We start from the raw sequence: 15925 nt of genomic DNA, 5'->3' as shown, positions 1-15925 counted from the left end.
GGTCAGCCGTGATCAGCGGAAGCGCACCTCGGCCGGGACCGAGCCGAGCGAGTCGGAACGCCCGTGCACAGTGAACTCCGCGCCCTGCATGAGCGCGTGCGAAGTGGACTCGCTGATCCCGTGCAGGTTGGCGTTGATCCAGTAGCTCCCGGGATTGAAGCGGGCACCGTCCACGTCGATCTCGATCGTCACCGTCTCGCCCTCGTGCAGCGGCGGTACGGAGGCTCCGAGCATGCTCGTGTTGGAGGCGAGGGCGAGGACGCCCGACGAGGTGTCGATGCTGAAGCCGAGAGCCCACTCGTCGAGCCGACGGAGCCCCCGCACGGTGATCGCCACGCGGAACGAATCGCCGCTGTGGAAGTCGTTCGATCGGCGGCCATCGGCGGCGCGCACGTCGACCGAGATGATCTCCGCGGCGCGGGTGATCTGGTCGGGGCGCGCAGCGACCTTCCCGGACCCCTCTTCGAGCAGCTCGCGGAAGCGTTCGACGGCCGCGTCGGCCAGGCCGTCGAACGCGACGCGGCCCTTGTCCATCAGGATGACGCGGTCGCACAGCTCCTCGATCTGGTCGAGCGCGTGGGAGACGATGATGATCGTCCTCCCCTGCCTCTGGAATTCCTTGATCTTGTCGAGGCACTTGCGCTGGAACTGCTCGTCGCCGACCGCCAGCACCTCGTCGACGAGGAGGATGTCGGGGTCGGTGTGCACCGCGATCGCGAAGGCGAGGCGCACGAACATGCCCGAGGAGTAGAACTTGACCTGGGTATCGATGAAGTCGCCGACGCCGGAGAAGTCGAGGATGTCATCGAAGCTCGCGCGTGTCTCCTCGCGGCTGAGCCCGAGGACGGAGGCGTTCAGGTAGACGTTCTCACGGCCGGTGAGATCCGGGTGAAAACCGGCACCGAGCTCGATGAGCGCCGCCACGCGGCCGCGCTGGCGCACATCACCGGAAGTGGGCTGGATGATGCCGCCGATGACCTTGAGCAGCGTGCTCTTCCCCGAACCGTTGTGCCCGATGAGGCCGATCGTGTTGCCCGCGCGGATGTCGAGGCTCACGTCGCTGAGCGCCCAGAAGTCCTGACGATGACGACGTCCGGCGCGGCCGAGCGTGACGAGACGTTCCTTGATCGAGGTGTCCTTGCGGACCACGAACCGCTTGGACACATCGCTGAGCACGACCACTTCCGGGCGCGCCGGGGCGGGGGCGACGTCGAAGGACATATCGATCACAATTCCTGGGCGAAGTTGCCCTGCAGGCGGACGAAGACCCGGTGGCTCAGCACGAGCAGGACGAGCCCGATGAGAAGAGCGATGGCCATGCGCAGGACGAGATGGGCGGGCTGTTCGAGACCGTCGCCGGCGAGCCAGAACGCCCGCTGGAAGCCGAGCACGGCGAGGGTCAGCGGATTGTTCGTGTAGATCTCCAGCAGGGTGGGGCTGGTGATGATCTGGCTTGCGAGATGCCACGCATAGAGAACGGGCGAGAGCCACAGGAGCAACATCGTCACGACCTCGACGAGGTACTGCACGTCGCGGAGATAGACGTTCACCGCAGAGAAGAACAGGGCGAAGGCTACGCCGTAGACCAGGATCAGGAGCAGAGAGGGGACCGCGTACACGATCTGCCAGTGCAGTGGCGGCTTTCCGGCGATGATCGTGGCGACCAGCAGCACACCGAGTTGGATCATGAAGTTGAACAGGGCCGACCCCGTTGCGGCGAGCGGGAAGATCTCTCGCGGCATGTAGACCTTCTTCACCACACCGCCGTTGGCGATGATGGATCCCGTGCCGCCGACCGCGATCTCCTGGAACAGGCTCATGGCGGTCAGGCCGGTGAAGATGAAGATCGCGAAGTCCGGGATGCCACGCGCCGCGCCCAGGAACTGCCCGAGAACCACGAAGTAGATCGCCAGCAGGATGAGTGGGCGGATCAGCGCCCAGACGAAACCGAGCGCCGAGTCCTTATACCGGGCCTTGATGTCGCGCTTGACCAGAAGGTCGAGCATCTCGCGCCGCGCGAAGATGTCGCGAAGCGTCGTCCAGAGCGAGGCGAGCCCCAGGCCGGGTGTGACGCCGACGGAACGCATCGGCATCTCCGCGAGGCGGGCGAAGCGCGCGTCGTCCGCGGCGGGTGAAGGACTGGGCATGGGGACCGATTCTACTGGTGAGATTCTGCACGTGGACTGGACTCAACGGCGCCGCAGGCGCCGGCGCGCCCGCCACAACACCCCGCGAAGCCGCTCGGTCCGGCGGAACAGCCGATCGACCCGATCCTCGGCGCCAGGGCGGTGCAAACGCACCCAGATATCCACGAAGTCGCGGAAGCGTCCCCAGCCGATATAACCGGCCCGGTGCAGGAACTGCACCTGGTGCTGAGTGTCCTCGGGCATGGTCGCCGACATCTGGTCGAGGTTGTAGTCGAGGGCCGTATAGCTTTTCGCGAGATACGCGGGCGTCGCGATCGTCATCGAATGGAAGCCCCGTTCGCCGGCCGCATAGACCGGCATCCTCTCAAGGATGTGCGCGAGGCCGCCGTCGACGTAGGCCTCGACACCGCCGAAGTCGTCGTACGTCCACTCGCGTTCGACGAGCAGCCGGAGGGCCTGCGGTCGGGCGAAGAACATCGAGCCGAACGGCGCGAGCGGCGAGATCTCATCGAGCGGCACGCGAATCCCCAGTTCGGCGCACAGCTCCGCGACGCCGGGACGATTGGCCCACCAGCCGTGCCCCATCGTGGGGTGGCCCAGGTGGACCGTCGGGGGGAACGCGAGACCGAGCCCCGGCTGCTGCTGGAAGAGCGCGACGACGTTGGCCACCTCGTGCGGACCGGCGAGGAGGTTCTCGAACTGGTGACGGCGGAAGTGCCGCCCCACGTTGGCACCGTCCTGCGGCGTCTTCTTCGAGTGGACCTTCACGACGAGGTCGTACTCGTCGGACATCAAGACGTCGCGGCATCCGATCAGGAAGGCGGCCTGGTCGCGACCGTTGTTCGACGCCACGACGCGCACGTCGACACGGCCGGGGAACCCCCGCTCCCGGATGATCCGCTCGATGGCCGCGGCACGCTCGCGTTCGGGTGTCGTGACGATGAGGTCGACGTCGCCGGGGAGGTAACCGGCCCGATCGAGGATCTCGTCCGTCATCTCCACGTAGAAGATGTGCGCGAACACGGCGGTACGCAAGGGCTTCGTGGGATCGTAGGCGTCGTCCGTCGCCGACAGCACGCGCAGGAGGGCGGCGTCGGCGTTGAGCACCCGGGGCTCGACGTTACGGGCGAGGTCATCGAAGATGAGCTCAACGGGGTAGCCGTTGCGCTCCACCGCCTCGAGCGTCCACTTGCCGACGACGGCGACGCGGTCGAGGAAGACGGGCCATTGGAAGAACGGGCGCCGCTTGAGGGTCGGACATCCCGCGTCGATGAGTTGCTCGGCGTAGAGCACCGCATGATTCTCGATCTTGTCCGTCAGGGTGGGGAACGCCACCTCCCCCGAGAACCCCTCACGCGTGAAGTACTGCGTGAAGATACCCTCATGCTTCGTGACGGCGTCCGAGTACGTCGTCATCGCCGGGAGGTTGCGCCAGTAGGCCTGCCACTCGGGAGACGTGAACATGTGCCGACGCACCGCCACCCAGTACGACTGCAGGTGGTACGGAAGATAATCCTCGTCGGCGGTGAAGGGATGCGGCTCGACGCGCAGGTGGTCCGTCATCCCCCAGAAATGCAGGGGATGGGCGTTCATCCTCTCGAAGATCGGCTCGAACGGGCGGATGGGCCCGAACCACGTGTCGTTCACCAACAGGAGTTCGTCGAACTCCTGGACGCGCTCTCCGATGGCATCCAGACCGTGCTTGTAGCCCCAGATGTCGTAGCCCTCGTTCGGGCGTTCGAGGACCAGGTCGCCGACCGTCTGAAGCCGCTCGCGGCCCTGAGATGTGAGCGGGCCGTTGGAGACCACGACGATCTCGTCGCAGAAGGCGCGCAGGTGCTTGAGCGCGTACAGGACGAAATCCCCCGCCTCGCCCCGCCTGTCGAAGACGACGTAGATCAGAAGGCGCTTGCCGTCATCCGGGAAGGTGTCGGCGGGGCGCGTCCAGTCGCCGATCAGCTCTGCGGTCTTCACGACGACACCTCTCGCTCGTTCTCGCTCCGCTCGCTGCTCAGCCGCGACGCCACCCGACGGGCGGCAGACAGCACACGATGCCCGCGCAGAGCGATCCGGTACGCGGGGCGGAACGCATCGGCCACCCGAGGGTGGTTGGTGCGGACGTACATGCGCACCAATGCCACGGTCCCGCCGTATCCGGTGTAACCCGCCCGATGCAGGAATCCGATCTGCTCGACGGGCCAACCGCGCGTCGTGGAGAACATCTGGTCGACCTTGTACTCCAGCGCCGTGTGAGCGATCTCGGCGTGCGCGTGCGAGAGGACCGTACGGCAGTAGTAGCCGCACTCCCCCGCCGACGCGCTCACGAGCCGCTCCTGCAGGTGGGCGAGGTGACCGTAGCGACGTTCGCCCTTCCATCCGTAATCGGCGAAGGTCCACCGGCGCCGCGTGAGCGCTCGGAACGCCGCGGGGCGTCCGACCCACATGCCGCCGTATGGGGCCAACGGGGAGACCGTGTCGAGCGGGACGCGGATGCCGAGCCGCGTCACCAGACGCTGCGCGTGCGGCTCGAGGAGCGCCCAGCCGCGGCCCATCGTCGCGTAGCCCACATGGATCATCGGCGGGAACACCACGCCCAGTCGCTCCTCCTTCTCGAAGAGGGAGAGGAGGTTGCGCACGTAGCCGGGGCTGCCGAGCAGGTTGTCGAACTGGTAGCGACGGAAGTACCGCAGCCGGTTCATGGTCTTCCACGGCGCCCGTCGCATGTGGAGCTTGACGATGAGGTCGAACTGGTCGGATTGGATGACGTCGCGGCATCCGACGAAATAGTCGGCCATGTCGCGTCCCGGACTCTGCGGGGTCACGCGGAGTTCGTACGTGTGCGAGTTCGTCGACGCCCACGCCTCTAGGAGACGTTCCAAGCGCGCCGCTGTGACGCCTTCGGTCGTGGTGACGAAGACGGAGGCACCCGACGGGAGGAACTGGAGTCGGCGCAGCACCTCGTCGATCTCGTCGAGATCGCTGACGTGCACCACCGCGGCGAGCCTCAACGACGACCCCGCCTCGGGGTCGACCGCTCGGTCGGGCAGAATCGAGAGCAGTCCGAGGTTGGTGTTGAGCGCCTTCGGCGGCACGCAGCCGGCGAGGCTCGAGCGCAGCACGTCGACGGGGTAACCGCTCTCGCCCATCAGCTGCTCGATCTCACTGCCGATGATGGCGAAGCGATCCAGGAACGGCGGGTAGCTGGTGAACACGGCGCGATCCACGAAGGGCACTCCCATGTCGAGCAGATCCTCGGGGGCGAACAGGCCCGGGTCGTTCGCGTGCAGGTGCGCGGTCTCGTAGGCGCGCGCGTGCCGGAAGCCCGCACGCTCGACCGCGCCGCCGAGCGCACGTTCGCGCTCGCCGGCCGCGAGGTCGTGCCCCCACCAGCGATGCCACGCCGAGCTGGCGAACAACTCGCGGCGGATGACGGTCAGGAACCACGGGCGATCCGTCACCGCGGGGAAACCCTCACCCGGGAACGCTTCTCGGGGGGCGGCGGGCGGCAGGACGTCCCAGACATCGGCCACGACCGTGGACATCCGATCGAAGAGGGCGGCGACGTCACCGACGGGGCCGAACCACGAATCCCCGGTCAGCACGATCTCCTCGACCGAGGGGACGCGTCGATGAACGAGGTCGATCGCAACCGCATAGGAGTCGGAGGAGAACTCCTCCGACTCCGTCTCGAGGATGTCGTCTACGAGCGGGGCGACACGACCACGGACGTCGGCCGCCAAAGCGCCCGGGTGGACGAGGACGATCGTCGCTGCGATCTGCCGCAGAGCCTGAAGCGCATGGACGGCCGTTTCCTCGACGCGACCCCGGGCCCTCACCGCGAACACCACGGCGCGCTCGACCGAGCCGCCCGTCGGAGCAGCATCGGTCCGAACGGCGCTCAGGTGCGTCTCGGCGCCCGCCTCAGCGCTCGGCGCCATGCTCGAGGGCACTGAGGAGATAGCGGCCGTACCCGCTCTTGACCAGGGGCTCCGCGCGCTCCCGGAGCTCGTCGTCGGTGAGGAAGCCCATACGCCACGCGACCTCTTCCGGGCATCCGATCGACAGACCCTGGCGCTTCTCGACGGTACGGATGAACTCGGTGGCCTCGCTCAGCGAGTCGAAGGTTCCGGTGTCGAGCCACGCCGTGCCGCGCGGCAGCAGTTCGACGCGCAGCCGTCCCTGTTCGAGGTACGCACGGTTCACGTCGGTGATCTCGAGCTCTCCGCGCGGAGAGGGAGTGAGACCGCGGGCGATCTCGATCACGTCGTTGTCGTAAAAGTAGAGACCGGGGACCGCGTAGTTGCTCTTGGGGTGCTCGGGCTTCTCTTCCAGCGAGACCACGCGCCCCGCGGCGTCGAACTCGACGACCCCGTACGCGGTGGGGTCGGCCACCCGGTACCCGAACACGACGCCGCCGTCGAGCTCGCTGTACTGGCGCAGTCGCGTACCCATGCCCTGGCCGTAGAAGATGTTGTCGCCCAGCACGAGAGCCGCCGAGTCCGACCCGATGTGCTCCTCGCCCAGCAGGAAGGCCTGTGCGAGACCGTCGGGCGAAGGCTGCACCTTGTACGTGAGCGAGATGCCGAACCGGGAGCCGTCGCCGAGTAGCCGCTGGAACTGCTCGGAGTCCTGGGGCGTGGTGATGATGAGGATGTCGCGGATACCGGCCAGGATCAGTGTCGACAGCGGGTAGTAGATCATCGGCTTGTCGTAGACGGGCACGAGCTGCTTCGAGATGCCCTGTGTGATCGGGTGGAGTCGGGAGCCCGTGCCGCCCGCCAGAATGATTCCGCGCATGGGGTCATTTTCCCCTATGCGGCTGTACGCGCCAATCCACCACGGAAGAGGCGGAGGACGACGCCGCTAATCTGGAGCGCATGAGTCGTCTTCTCGTCACCGGTGGTGCCGGTTTCATCGGGTCCAACTTCGTGCACCATGTCATCGCGCACACCGACCACACGGTGACCGTGCTGGACAAGCTCACCTACGCCGGGAACGAGGCATCGCTCGCGGGGGTTCCCGAGGACCGCGTGCGCCTGGTCGTCGGCGACATCGCGGACGCCGCCGTCGTCGACCCCCTCGTCGCGGAGGCCGACGCCGTGGTGCACTACGCCGCGGAGTCGCACAACGACAACTCGTTGCACGACCCCCGCCCGTTCCTCGACACGAACATCATCGGGACGTACACGCTGCTCGAGGCGGCCCGCCGTCATGACGTGCGCTTCCACCACATCTCCACGGACGAGGTGTACGGCGACCTCGAGCTCGACGATCCGGCCCGCTTTACTGAGAGCACGCCGTACAACCCCTCATCGCCCTACTCCTCGACCAAAGCCGGTTCCGACCTCCTCGTTCGAGCATGGGTGCGATCGTTCGGGGTCCGCGCGACGATCAGCAACTGCTCCAACAACTACGGGCCGTACCAGCACGTCGAGAAGTTCATCCCCCGGCAGATCACCAACGTGCTGCGAGGAATTCGTCCGAAGCTGTACGGCACCGGCGAGAACGTCCGCGACTGGATCCACGCCGACGACCACTCCTCGGCCGTCCTGACGATCCTCGACAAAGGCGAGATCGGCGAGACGTATCTCATCGGCGCCGACGGCGAGAAGGACAACAAGAGCGTCGTCGAGCTGATCCTGCAGATCACCGGGAACCCCACCGACGCTTACGACCTCGTCACCGACCGCCCCGGTCACGACCTCCGTTACGCCATCGACTCGACCAAGCTGCGCACCGAACTCGGGTGGACGCCGACCTACGGCGACTTCGAGTCGGGCCTCGCCGCGACGATCGACTGGTACCGCGACAACGAAGCCTGGTGGGCTCCCACCAAGGACGGCGTCGAGGCGTTCTACGCCAGCAAGGGGCAGTGATGGTGGCCACCGTCTTCGGCAAGACCCTCAACGCCCGCAAGACACCGATCCCGGGACTCCTGCTGCTCGATCTGCCGGTCCATGGTGACTCCCGCGGGTGGTTCAAAGAGAACTGGCAGCGCGAGAAGATGGCGACCTCGGAGATCGGGCTGCCCGACTTCGGACCCGTCCAGAACAACATCTCGTTCAACGACGCCGTGGGCACCACCCGCGGCATCCACGCCGAGCCCTGGGACAAGTACGTGTCGGTGGCGACCGGCCGGATCTTCGGCGCGTGGGTCGATCTGCGCGAGGGAGAGACGTTCGGCGCGGTCTTCACCGCCGAACTCGACCCCTCGACCGCCATCTTCGTACCGCGGGGCGTCGGCAATTCCTATCAGACGCTCGAGGCCGACACGGCTTACACGTACCTCGTGAACGACCACTGGTCTCCCGATGCGACGTACACCTTCCTCAACCTCGCCGATGAGACCGCTGCGATCGCATGGCCCATCCCCCTCGACGATGTCGAGATCAGCGCGAAGGACAAAGATCACCCTCGTCTGGCCGACGTCGTTCCGATGCCGCCGAAGAAGATCCTCGTCACGGGTGCGAATGGCCAGCTCGGACGCGCGCTGCGGGCGGAATTCGGCGAGCACCCCTGGATCGAGTACGCCACCCGGGCCGATCTCGACCTCACCTCTCCCGACCTGGATGCCGCGCGTCGGTGGCGCGATTACTCCACCATCGTCAACGCAGCCGCGTACACGAAGGTCGACGCAGCCGAGACGCCCGACGGCCGTGCCGAGGCCTGGGCCGCGAACGTCACGGCGGTCGCCGCTCTGGCCCGTATCGCGACGGCCAACGGCATCACGCTCGTCCACGTCTCGAGCGACTACGTCTTCGACGGAATGAAAGGCGACGCGTACCGCGCCGACGACGCCCTCTCCCCGCTGGGCGTCTACGGCCAGACGAAGGCCGCGGGCGACGCTGTCGTGCAGACGGTGCCGCGCCACTACGTCCTGCGCACGAGCTGGGTCATCGGCGACGGCAACAATTTTGTGCGCACGATGGCATCGCTCGCCGGTCGGGGAATAGATCCTCGGGTGGTGGACGATCAGTTCGGTCGCCTGACCTTCACCTCAGACCTCGCTCGCGCCATCCGCTTCGTCCTCGACGGCGACGTGCCCACCGGGGTCTACAACGTCACCGGACAGGGTGAGCCCACCTCCTGGTTCGACATCGCCCGCCGCGTGTATGAGCTCTCCGGTCACGACCCCGCCCGCGTCACGGGCGTCAGCACCGACGACTACTTCGCCGGTGCAACCGCCCCCGTCGCGCCGCGTCCGCGCAACAGCATGCTCGACGCCACGGACACGGCCGCCGTCGGCATCCCCCTCGGAGACGCCGACGCGCGGCTCCGCGAATACCTCGCTCGCGCGTGAGCGGCGACGAGCGCCGGGGGGCGCAGCGCCCCGGCGCCGTCGCGCGGGCGGCGCATCGCGTATGGTCCCACAGCGCGGTACGTTATCTCATCGTGGGTGGCGGGGCGTTCCTCATCGATGTCGGGCTGCTTGCCTTGCTCCACGACGTCATCGGCTTACCTCTGGTCGTCGCGACCCCGACGGCGTTCCTCCTGAGCTTCGCCATCACCTACCTGCTACAGCGCACCTTCACGTTCTCATCCGACGCCGGTGTGGCCTCGAGCGCGATCAAGTACACCGCACTGGTGGCCTTCAACACCGTGGCGACGACCGGTATCGTCGCCGGCGTCGCAGCGCTCGGGCTGCCCTGGGTGGTCGGCAAAATCGTCGCGGTCGGGTCGACGACCGTATGGAACTATTTCGCGTATCGCTACTGGGTGTTCCCCGTCCGACGGCCCGGCACTGACGCGCCCTGATCCGACCCGGTGCGGCGTTGTAGCGCCCAGGACACGGCTACTCAGAGGGCGATCAGGCGCGTTCGGACCCGGCCTGCGTGGAGTCGCCCGGAGTGCGCGCAGATTCGAGATCCGCGACGCGTCGGGTCAGCGCCTCGACGTCCGCACGATTGATGGCGGACTCCTCCGCGAGGCTGCGGATCTCCTCCTCCGCGCGGGAGAGCTCCCAGGAGAGATGCAGCGCAACACCGACGAGCAGGGCGATCGAAATCGCGAAGATCAGGTTGGCCGGGACCTCCACCCCGAGCAGATGCGTCACCTGCACCAGCAGTCCCGGGAAGATCGAGATCACGAGAAGGGCCAGACCGATGACGAGCCACAGCGTGGCGTACTTCTCGCGCAACTGTCGACGCAGGAGCAAGACCACGATCAGTCCCAGCACCAGAACGGCGAAGGTGATGCCGGCGATGACGATCACGCGCGCACTCCCGTCTTCGAAGCGGCTCCTCGCATGATCGCCAACGACAGGGCGAAGACGGAGCGCAGGAGGTAGAGGGAGGCACCCAGCGGGTTCTGGCTGGGTCGGCCCGCGGCGCGCGGACGCATCGCGACGGGGACTTGAACCACCGTCAGACCCGCGTGCACGGCGTTGACAAGCGAGTCGACGGTGTCGCCGAGATATTCGGCGGGGTAGTAATCGACGTACTGGTCGATGGCGCGGACGTTGGCCGCCCGGAAACCGCTCGTGACGTCGGTCAGTCGCGTACCGGAGATACGGGTGAGAACGGTCGCCAGCATGCGCATGGCCCACCGCCTCGGGCCCCGCGCGGAATAGTCGCCGACTTCGGCGAATCGAGCGCCGATGGAGATGTCAGCCCTCTCGAGGCCGTCGAGCACGGCTGCGATGTCACGCGGGTTGTGCTGCCCGTCGGCGTCGACCTGGATCGCCCGGGTGTACCCGTGGCGCTGGGCGTAGCGGAAACCCGCCCGCATCGCTCCACCGACACCGAGATTGAACGGAAGGGACAAGATCGTGGCCCCGGCCTCACGCGCTCTGTCGGCCGTGTCGTCCCGAGAACCGTCATCGACGACGAGGATGTCCCAGGCCTCAGGCTGCGCCAGGATCTCCCGGATCGTCGGACCGACGCTCTCGCCCTCGTTCCATGCCGGAACGATGACCAGAGTGCTCGATGGTGCCGCAGACATCGCCCTCATCGTAGCAGCGCGCCTCGCTCCATCCGGGGGCCACGGCGTCGACTGGAGGAAGCCGGCCGGGTGGTGAAACCGCCTGCTTGTAGGATCGCACGGGCCGCCATCGACTCCCCCACGTCGGCGGAGGGACGCCCAGAAAGATCCACCTCATGCCTGCACTTCTCGCCCGCCTCGCCGTCCCCCGGCGTCCCCTGGCGGACATCGCCGTCGTCTTCGCCGCCCTGCTGGCGATTCTGCTCTCGGGGGCAGTGTTCCTCCCGATCGCCTCCGGTGCCGACGAGGCAGCCCACTACGTCTACGCGGCGGCCGTGGTGCGCGGTCAGCCGGGCACGCTCCATCCGACTCTGCCGGCCCGGTTCGCGAACATGGATGTCTTCGCCGGGTGCATCGCCTTCCACCCCGACGTGACCGCCGCCTGCCAGGGCCCCCTTCGCATCAGCTCCACCGCCGAAATCCTCTCTCAGACGAACGCCGGCCTGTACAACCCGGTCTTCTACTTCTGGACCGGTCTGGGCACCCTGGCCGTGCCCACGGAGTACGGCCTCTATATCTCCCGCGCCCTGGCGGCCGTCGTCACGGCGTTCTTCCTGGCCTGGGGCCTCTCGCTGTTGCGACGTTCCTCCCGCTCGCCCCTGCCCGTGGTCGCGGCCTCGCTGTTCCTGACGCCGATGACGCTCTACGTCGGCATGGTGCTGAATCCCAGCGCGTGGGAGATCGCGACGCTGTTCGCCGCCACGGTCGCCGGTTTCGCCGTCGCATGCGGTCCGCCGCGGGCCGGGTGGCGTGAGGAGCACTCGCTCCTTCTCGCCGCCTCGTGCGTGCTGGTGGTGACGCGTGGTCTGTCCCCGCTCTTCCTCGCGGTGACCGCACTGGCGCTCCTCGTCGTGGCGGGCGCGGAACGTACGCGGCGACTCATGACCGACCGGCGTGCGTGGATCGTCGCGGGCGGCATCGCCGCGGTCACCGTCTTCAGCGTCCTGTGGGTGCTCGCGCACGGAACGAACTACGTCGGTGTCGAAAAGCCGGCGTCGCTCGCGGACGGGTTGACGGGCATCTCGGTGTTCTATTCGAACTACCACGAGCAGGTCACGCAGATGTACGGAAACCTCGGGTGGCTCGACCTGCGCAGCCCCAATATCCTGTCGACGTCATGGATCCTCCTCCTCGGCGGCGCACTCGTGTTCTGCTTCGGCCTGGCGACGCGGCGCGCCCGCTGGGCGATCCTGCTCGCGTTCGGTTCCGCCACCCTCATTCCGGGCGTGCTGTCGGGCCTGCAGTGGTCGGGGTACGGCTGGCAGGGACGGTACACGATGCCGCTCGTCGCCGCCCTGCTCGTCATCGCCGCCCTCGCTGTGGATCTGGCTCCGGGGCCGAATCCGGTGGATGCCGGCACCCGACGCGTCGTGACCATGCTGCGGTGGTTGCTTCCGACGTTCCTCGTCGTGGGTGTGACGATCACGACGGTGCGTACCGGTCACCGCTATCTCGCCGGTGACACGAGCGCCCTCACGGCCGCCTGGCAGTGGACGCCGCCTCTGGCCGTACCGGTCCTCGCCGTGACGTTCTTCGGCGGACTTCTGATGCTCACCGGCGTTTTCCTGAGCCGTGGGAGCGACCTGGTCGATCGAGCGCCGATCTCGAGCGTGACGGCGCGTTGACCGGCTCGCGCCGGCCACGGCGTGTCATCCCCCCACGCCGCCGCCTTGCGGGACGCGTCGGGTCGATGCGCCCCGCTCGCGCAGCGACTCAGCGCACGGCGACCGAGAGACAGCCGAGCGACACCGTGAAACCGCCCTTGTCGTCGACGACGCTCGCACACACCTGACGGTCCCCCTTCGAGGCGGTGTACCGCTGCTCGAAGCCGTGGTTCGATCCCGCCGCGGGGAAGGCCGCGCCGACGTCGGGGCGCGATCGGTCGGCGCGAATCGTGCGGACCGACCCATCGATGGAGACGCGAACGGTGACGGGTCCTGCCACGTCGGGGTCGAAAGCCCATCCGCGCACCGTCAGAGCACCTGTGGTGGCCGTGACGGCGTCCAAGCGCCCGATGGGGGCTCCCGCGACGCCGGTCACCGTGCGGCAACCCAGCAGCGGATTCGCCCCCGAGGTGTTGATCGCATAGATGCATAGGCGTGAGGTGCCCACCGGGATCGGAACGGACGACTGGTACCCATGCGCCGAGCCGTACAGCGGGTAGGCCGCGCCGACGTCGGGGCGGCTCGTGTTGGCCGTGAGCACCGACGCCGATGCGCCGACGTAGACGTGGACGTCGATCGGTTTCGCGGTGTCGGGGTCGATCGCCCACCCGCGGATGTTCGCGGAGGTTCCGGACACGGCGACCTCGTCGACCGCACCGATGGGGGTCTTGCCCTCATCCGGCGTCGTGATCGACCGGCAGCCGAGGTCGGTGTCGGGTCCGCTCGTGTTGACCGCCTTCACGCACACTGTGGACGGACCGATGGGGATGTCCACTGTGCGGGAGTAGCCGTGCGTCGCCCCGTACACCGGGTACGCCGCGGCCACGTCGGGCCGCGACGCCTGAGCCGTGACCCTCGTGGATTTCCCGTCGACGGAAATGCGCACGGCGATCGGCCGGATGGTGTCGGGGTCGATGGCCCAGCCCGTGACCGTTGCGCTGCGCCCGGAGACGGTGACCGACTCGAGGTTTCCGATGGGCGCGCGGCCCTGGTCACCGCCGGTGACCGATCGGCATCCCAGGGTCGTGTTATCGCCCGAGGTGTTGATCGCGTAGACGCAGACGGTTGTGTTGCCCGCGGGGAGGTCGACGACCTCGGAGAAACCGTGGTTGCTGCCGTACGCCGGGTAGGCCTCACCGACGTCGCTTCGCTTGTCGTCCGCGGTGAACGCCCGGCCGGCACTGCCGACGTAGATGTGCACCGGGATGGACTTCTTCGTGTCCGGGTCGATGGCCCACCCGCTCACCCGGGCGGTCGTACCCGCGACGTCGATGCCGTCGATGTAGCCGAGGGGCGCACGGCCGATGTCCTGCGAGGCAGGGGTCATGATGCTGCGGCACCCGAGGGTCGTGTTGTCGCCGCCGCCCGTGTCGATGCCATAGACGCAGACCTGGCGGGCATTTAGCGGCACCTTCAACGTCGCACTGTACCCGTGCGCCGTGCCGTGGGCGGGGTAAGGCGTCGCCAGATCCGCGCGAGCGCGATTGGCGGCGAGGGCCGTCCCGACGCCGTCGACGTAGACATGGACGGCGATGGACGCGGCCGTGTCCGGGTCGATGGCCCAGCCCGTCAGCGTGATCGATCCGGAGGACACCGCGACGGAATCGAGTGCACCGACGGGGGAACCGGTGTAGAACGGCATCTCTCGGCATCCGAGACTGACATCGCTTCCCGAACCCGTGTTCACCGCGGTGAGGCAGACCTGCCCGCTGCCGCCGGTCGTCACGGGGATGCGTGTATCGAACCCGTGCCTGCTTCCCGCCCCGGGATATGCAGCACCCACGTCCGGACGATCCGCATTGGCCGTCAGCGTCGTGACTGCCCCCGCGAGGGAGACCCGCACCTGGATCGGGTCGGACGTGTCGGGGTCGATGGCCCACCCGCGTACGCGGATCCCACCGGGATAGGCCTCGATCGCGTCGGCAGATCCGAAGGGGCGGCCACCGGCCTTCGTGGAGCCGAACCAGTCGGTGAATGTGCGCCAGAAGTTGCGGTTGCCGTATGCGCTGCACCCGTCGCCCTCGCCGTAGAGATTGCGCAGCGCGGCTTGGTTGGGGACGTAGGGCGTGTAGATGTACAGACCGGCGGTCGCCTGGTTCTCGATGTACACCCGCTGCGTGCCGCAGCTCGCGGACGGGTTGTAGAGGATGTTGTTCCACCGGCCGGCCTGGTACCCCCACCAACTCGGATTCAGGCGGTAGACCTCGAACTGACGGGCGCCGTAGTAGACCTGGTAGAAGAACCCCTGGGTCGACGCATCGCAGGGGGCGGTGTCGGGGCAGCCCTGGCCCGTGGCCGCCGAGTAGTTCCACGCCGACGGAGCGGTCGAGGTGACCAGCCCCTGCTCCTTCTGCAGGAGGACGAGAAGTGCTTTCTGACTGATGCCGCAGGAGCGGGCCACCTTGTCGATGATGGTGGCGGCGCTCTCGTTCGCCGCTCCGGAGTAGCCGTTGCAGTACTTGTCGGCGGGACGGTTGTCGGTGCTCTGCCGGTAGTCCTTCAGGCACGTGTAGCCGGACTGGCACGAGCGGACCTTGCCGTCGAGGAAGGTCTGGATCTCGCCCGCCGACATCGCGGTGCCGTCGTAGAAGACCGCATCGTCGATGATGCTGCCGGGGTTCCAGTCCGACGCGTCGGCGGCCGCGGCGGCAGGTGCGGGGGCGACCGTGGCGGGCAGCGCGAGGGGAGCTGCGGCGAGGAGCGCGATGGCGCACGCCCAGGAGGCGATGACCGCCGCGACACTGCGGCGGCGGGAACGACGCATCACGGCGTCGTCTCGATGGTGGTGATGGACGACTGCGCCCGGAGATTCGCGGAGGTGTACGAGACGGTGAAGGCGGCGTCGTCCCCTTCGGCGACGGGGATGGACATGAGACCGCAGTAGGTGACCTCTTTGCCCTCGTTACCGGATACCGACACCGACCGCTGCGACTGCTCGAGGGTCAGGGTGCAGGTGCCGCCGGATTCGGAGACCCCGGGCACCATCGCCGTGACCTCGAGCGATCCGTCGCGCACCTCGGAGGTGATGACGAGGATCTCCCCGTTGTACGGCGAATCGGTCGCGCTCCCGCTCGGCGCGGGAGAGGGGTCGGCGGTGGCCGTCGGTGAGGGCGAGGAGGTCGGAGGCACGGAGGG

The 15925-nt window shown here is 67.7% G+C and carries 13 protein-coding genes; 4 read left to right on the top strand and 9 right to left on the bottom strand.

Features of this window, described 5'->3' with window-relative positions; genetic code table 11:
- Positions 1-12: 12 nt before the first annotated feature.
- Genes AB0N80_RS10535 through rfbA form a run of 5 tightly spaced genes read right to left on the bottom strand, consistent with a single transcriptional unit; the run spans position 13 to position 6944 of the window.
- Entirely contained in the window at positions 13-1221 is a 1209-nt protein-coding gene (locus AB0N80_RS10535; protein WP_363578708.1) for an ABC transporter ATP-binding protein, read from the bottom strand.
- 5 nt (positions 1222-1226) lie between these two features.
- Entirely contained in the window at positions 1227-2147 is a 921-nt protein-coding gene (locus AB0N80_RS10530) for an ABC transporter permease (protein WP_363578707.1), read from the bottom strand.
- A gap of 42 nt (positions 2148-2189) precedes the next feature.
- Positions 2190-4121 (bottom strand): rhamnan synthesis F family protein, encoded by a 1932-nt coding sequence (locus AB0N80_RS10525; protein WP_363578706.1) that lies wholly within the window; start codon positions 4119-4121, stop codon positions 2190-2192.
- On the bottom strand, positions 4118-6085 hold the full coding sequence (locus AB0N80_RS10520) for a rhamnan synthesis F family protein (RefSeq protein WP_363578705.1): 1968 nt from the start codon (positions 6083-6085) through the stop codon (positions 4118-4120). The genes AB0N80_RS10525 and AB0N80_RS10520 overlap by 4 nt, the downstream gene beginning before the upstream one ends.
- Positions 6069-6944, bottom strand: coding sequence for a glucose-1-phosphate thymidylyltransferase RfbA (gene rfbA, locus AB0N80_RS10515; protein WP_363578704.1), 876 nt, complete (start codon positions 6942-6944; stop codon positions 6069-6071). Before rfbA ends, AB0N80_RS10520 begins: the two co-directional genes overlap by 17 nt.
- Before the next feature lie 80 nt (positions 6945-7024).
- On the opposite strand from rfbA, the gene rfbB reads away from it, so the two are divergent.
- Genes rfbB through AB0N80_RS10500 form a run of 3 tightly spaced genes read left to right on the top strand, consistent with a single transcriptional unit; the run spans position 7025 to position 9902 of the window.
- Positions 7025-8023 carry a dTDP-glucose 4,6-dehydratase gene (gene rfbB / locus AB0N80_RS10510; RefSeq protein WP_363578703.1) on the top strand — a complete coding sequence of 333 codons (999 nt, stop codon included), beginning with the start codon at positions 7025-7027 and terminating at the stop codon, positions 8021-8023.
- Complete coding sequence (locus AB0N80_RS10505; protein ID WP_363578702.1) at positions 8023-9447, top strand: bifunctional dTDP-4-dehydrorhamnose 3,5-epimerase family protein/NAD(P)-dependent oxidoreductase; 1425 nt, start codon at positions 8023-8025, stop codon at positions 9445-9447. The genes rfbB and AB0N80_RS10505 overlap by 1 nt, the downstream gene beginning before the upstream one ends.
- Positions 9444-9902 carry a GtrA family protein gene (locus AB0N80_RS10500; protein ID WP_363578701.1) on the top strand — a complete coding sequence of 153 codons (459 nt, stop codon included), beginning with the start codon at positions 9444-9446 and terminating at the stop codon, positions 9900-9902. Before AB0N80_RS10505 ends, AB0N80_RS10500 begins: the two co-directional genes overlap by 4 nt.
- 52 nt (positions 9903-9954) lie before the next feature.
- Here the strand turns inward: AB0N80_RS10500 and AB0N80_RS10495 are convergent, their stop codons facing one another.
- The gene (locus AB0N80_RS10495; RefSeq protein WP_363578700.1) at positions 9955-10359 is read right to left on the bottom strand and encodes a DUF2304 domain-containing protein; all 405 of its coding nucleotides are present in this window, start codon (positions 10357-10359) and stop codon (positions 9955-9957) included.
- Entirely contained in the window at positions 10356-11087 is a 732-nt protein-coding gene (locus tag AB0N80_RS10490; RefSeq protein ID WP_363578699.1) for a glycosyltransferase family 2 protein, read from the bottom strand. Before AB0N80_RS10490 ends, AB0N80_RS10495 begins: the two co-directional genes overlap by 4 nt.
- Before the next feature lie 155 nt (positions 11088-11242).
- Here AB0N80_RS10490 and AB0N80_RS10485 point away from each other — a divergent pair, with 155 nt between their 5' ends.
- On the top strand, positions 11243-12751 hold the full coding sequence (locus AB0N80_RS10485) for a DUF2142 domain-containing protein (protein ID WP_363578698.1): 1509 nt from the start codon (positions 11243-11245) through the stop codon (positions 12749-12751).
- An 88-nt stretch (positions 12752-12839) separates the two neighbouring features.
- On the opposite strand, the gene AB0N80_RS10480 is transcribed toward AB0N80_RS10485, so the two are convergent.
- The gene (locus AB0N80_RS10480) at positions 12840-15554 is read right to left on the bottom strand and encodes a hypothetical protein (RefSeq protein WP_363578937.1); all 2715 of its coding nucleotides are present in this window, start codon (positions 15552-15554) and stop codon (positions 12840-12842) included.
- Positions 15554-15919 (bottom strand): hypothetical protein, encoded by a 366-nt coding sequence (locus AB0N80_RS10475; protein ID WP_315993343.1) that lies wholly within the window; start codon positions 15917-15919, stop codon positions 15554-15556. Before AB0N80_RS10475 ends, AB0N80_RS10480 begins: the two co-directional genes overlap by 1 nt.
- Positions 15920-15925: the final 6 nt, after the last annotated feature.

The sequence above is a fragment of the Microbacterium sp. NPDC089188 genome (genome assembly GCF_040685155.1).
In the GTDB taxonomy this organism is placed as follows: Bacteria; Actinomycetota; Actinomycetes; order Actinomycetales; family Microbacteriaceae; genus Microbacterium; species Microbacterium galbum.
Note: the sequence above shows the minus strand (reverse complement) of the source record. Positions and strands in the feature narration are given on the sequence as shown.

What these genes read in the sequence shown, in the direction of transcription:
- AB0N80_RS10535 (WP_363578708.1), bottom strand. Translation starts at nt 1,221, where the DNA reads ATGTCCTTCGACGTCGCCCCCGCCCCGGCGCGCCCGGAAGTGGTCGTG.
- AB0N80_RS10530 (WP_363578707.1), bottom strand. Translation starts at nt 2,147, where the DNA reads ATGCCCAGTCCTTCACCCGCCGCGGACGACGCGCGCTTCGCCCGCCTC.
- AB0N80_RS10520 (WP_363578705.1), bottom strand. Translation starts at nt 6,085, where the DNA reads ATGGCGCCGAGCGCTGAGGCGGGCGCCGAGACGCACCTGAGCGCCGTT.
- rfbA (WP_363578704.1), bottom strand. Translation starts at nt 6,944, where the DNA reads ATGCGCGGAATCATTCTGGCGGGCGGCACGGGCTCCCGACTCCACCCG.
- rfbB (WP_363578703.1), top strand. Translation starts at nt 7,025, where the DNA reads ATGAGTCGTCTTCTCGTCACCGGTGGTGCCGGTTTCATCGGGTCCAAC.
- AB0N80_RS10505 (WP_363578702.1), top strand. Translation starts at nt 8,023, where the DNA reads ATGGTGGCCACCGTCTTCGGCAAGACCCTCAACGCCCGCAAGACACCG.
- AB0N80_RS10490 (WP_363578699.1), bottom strand. Translation starts at nt 11,087, where the DNA reads ATGTCTGCGGCACCATCGAGCACTCTGGTCATCGTTCCGGCATGGAAC.
- AB0N80_RS10485 (WP_363578698.1), top strand. Translation starts at nt 11,243, where the DNA reads ATGCCTGCACTTCTCGCCCGCCTCGCCGTCCCCCGGCGTCCCCTGGCG.
- AB0N80_RS10480 (WP_363578937.1), bottom strand. Translation starts at nt 15,554, where the DNA reads ATGCGTCGTTCCCGCCGCCGCAGTGTCGCGGCGGTCATCGCCTCCTGG.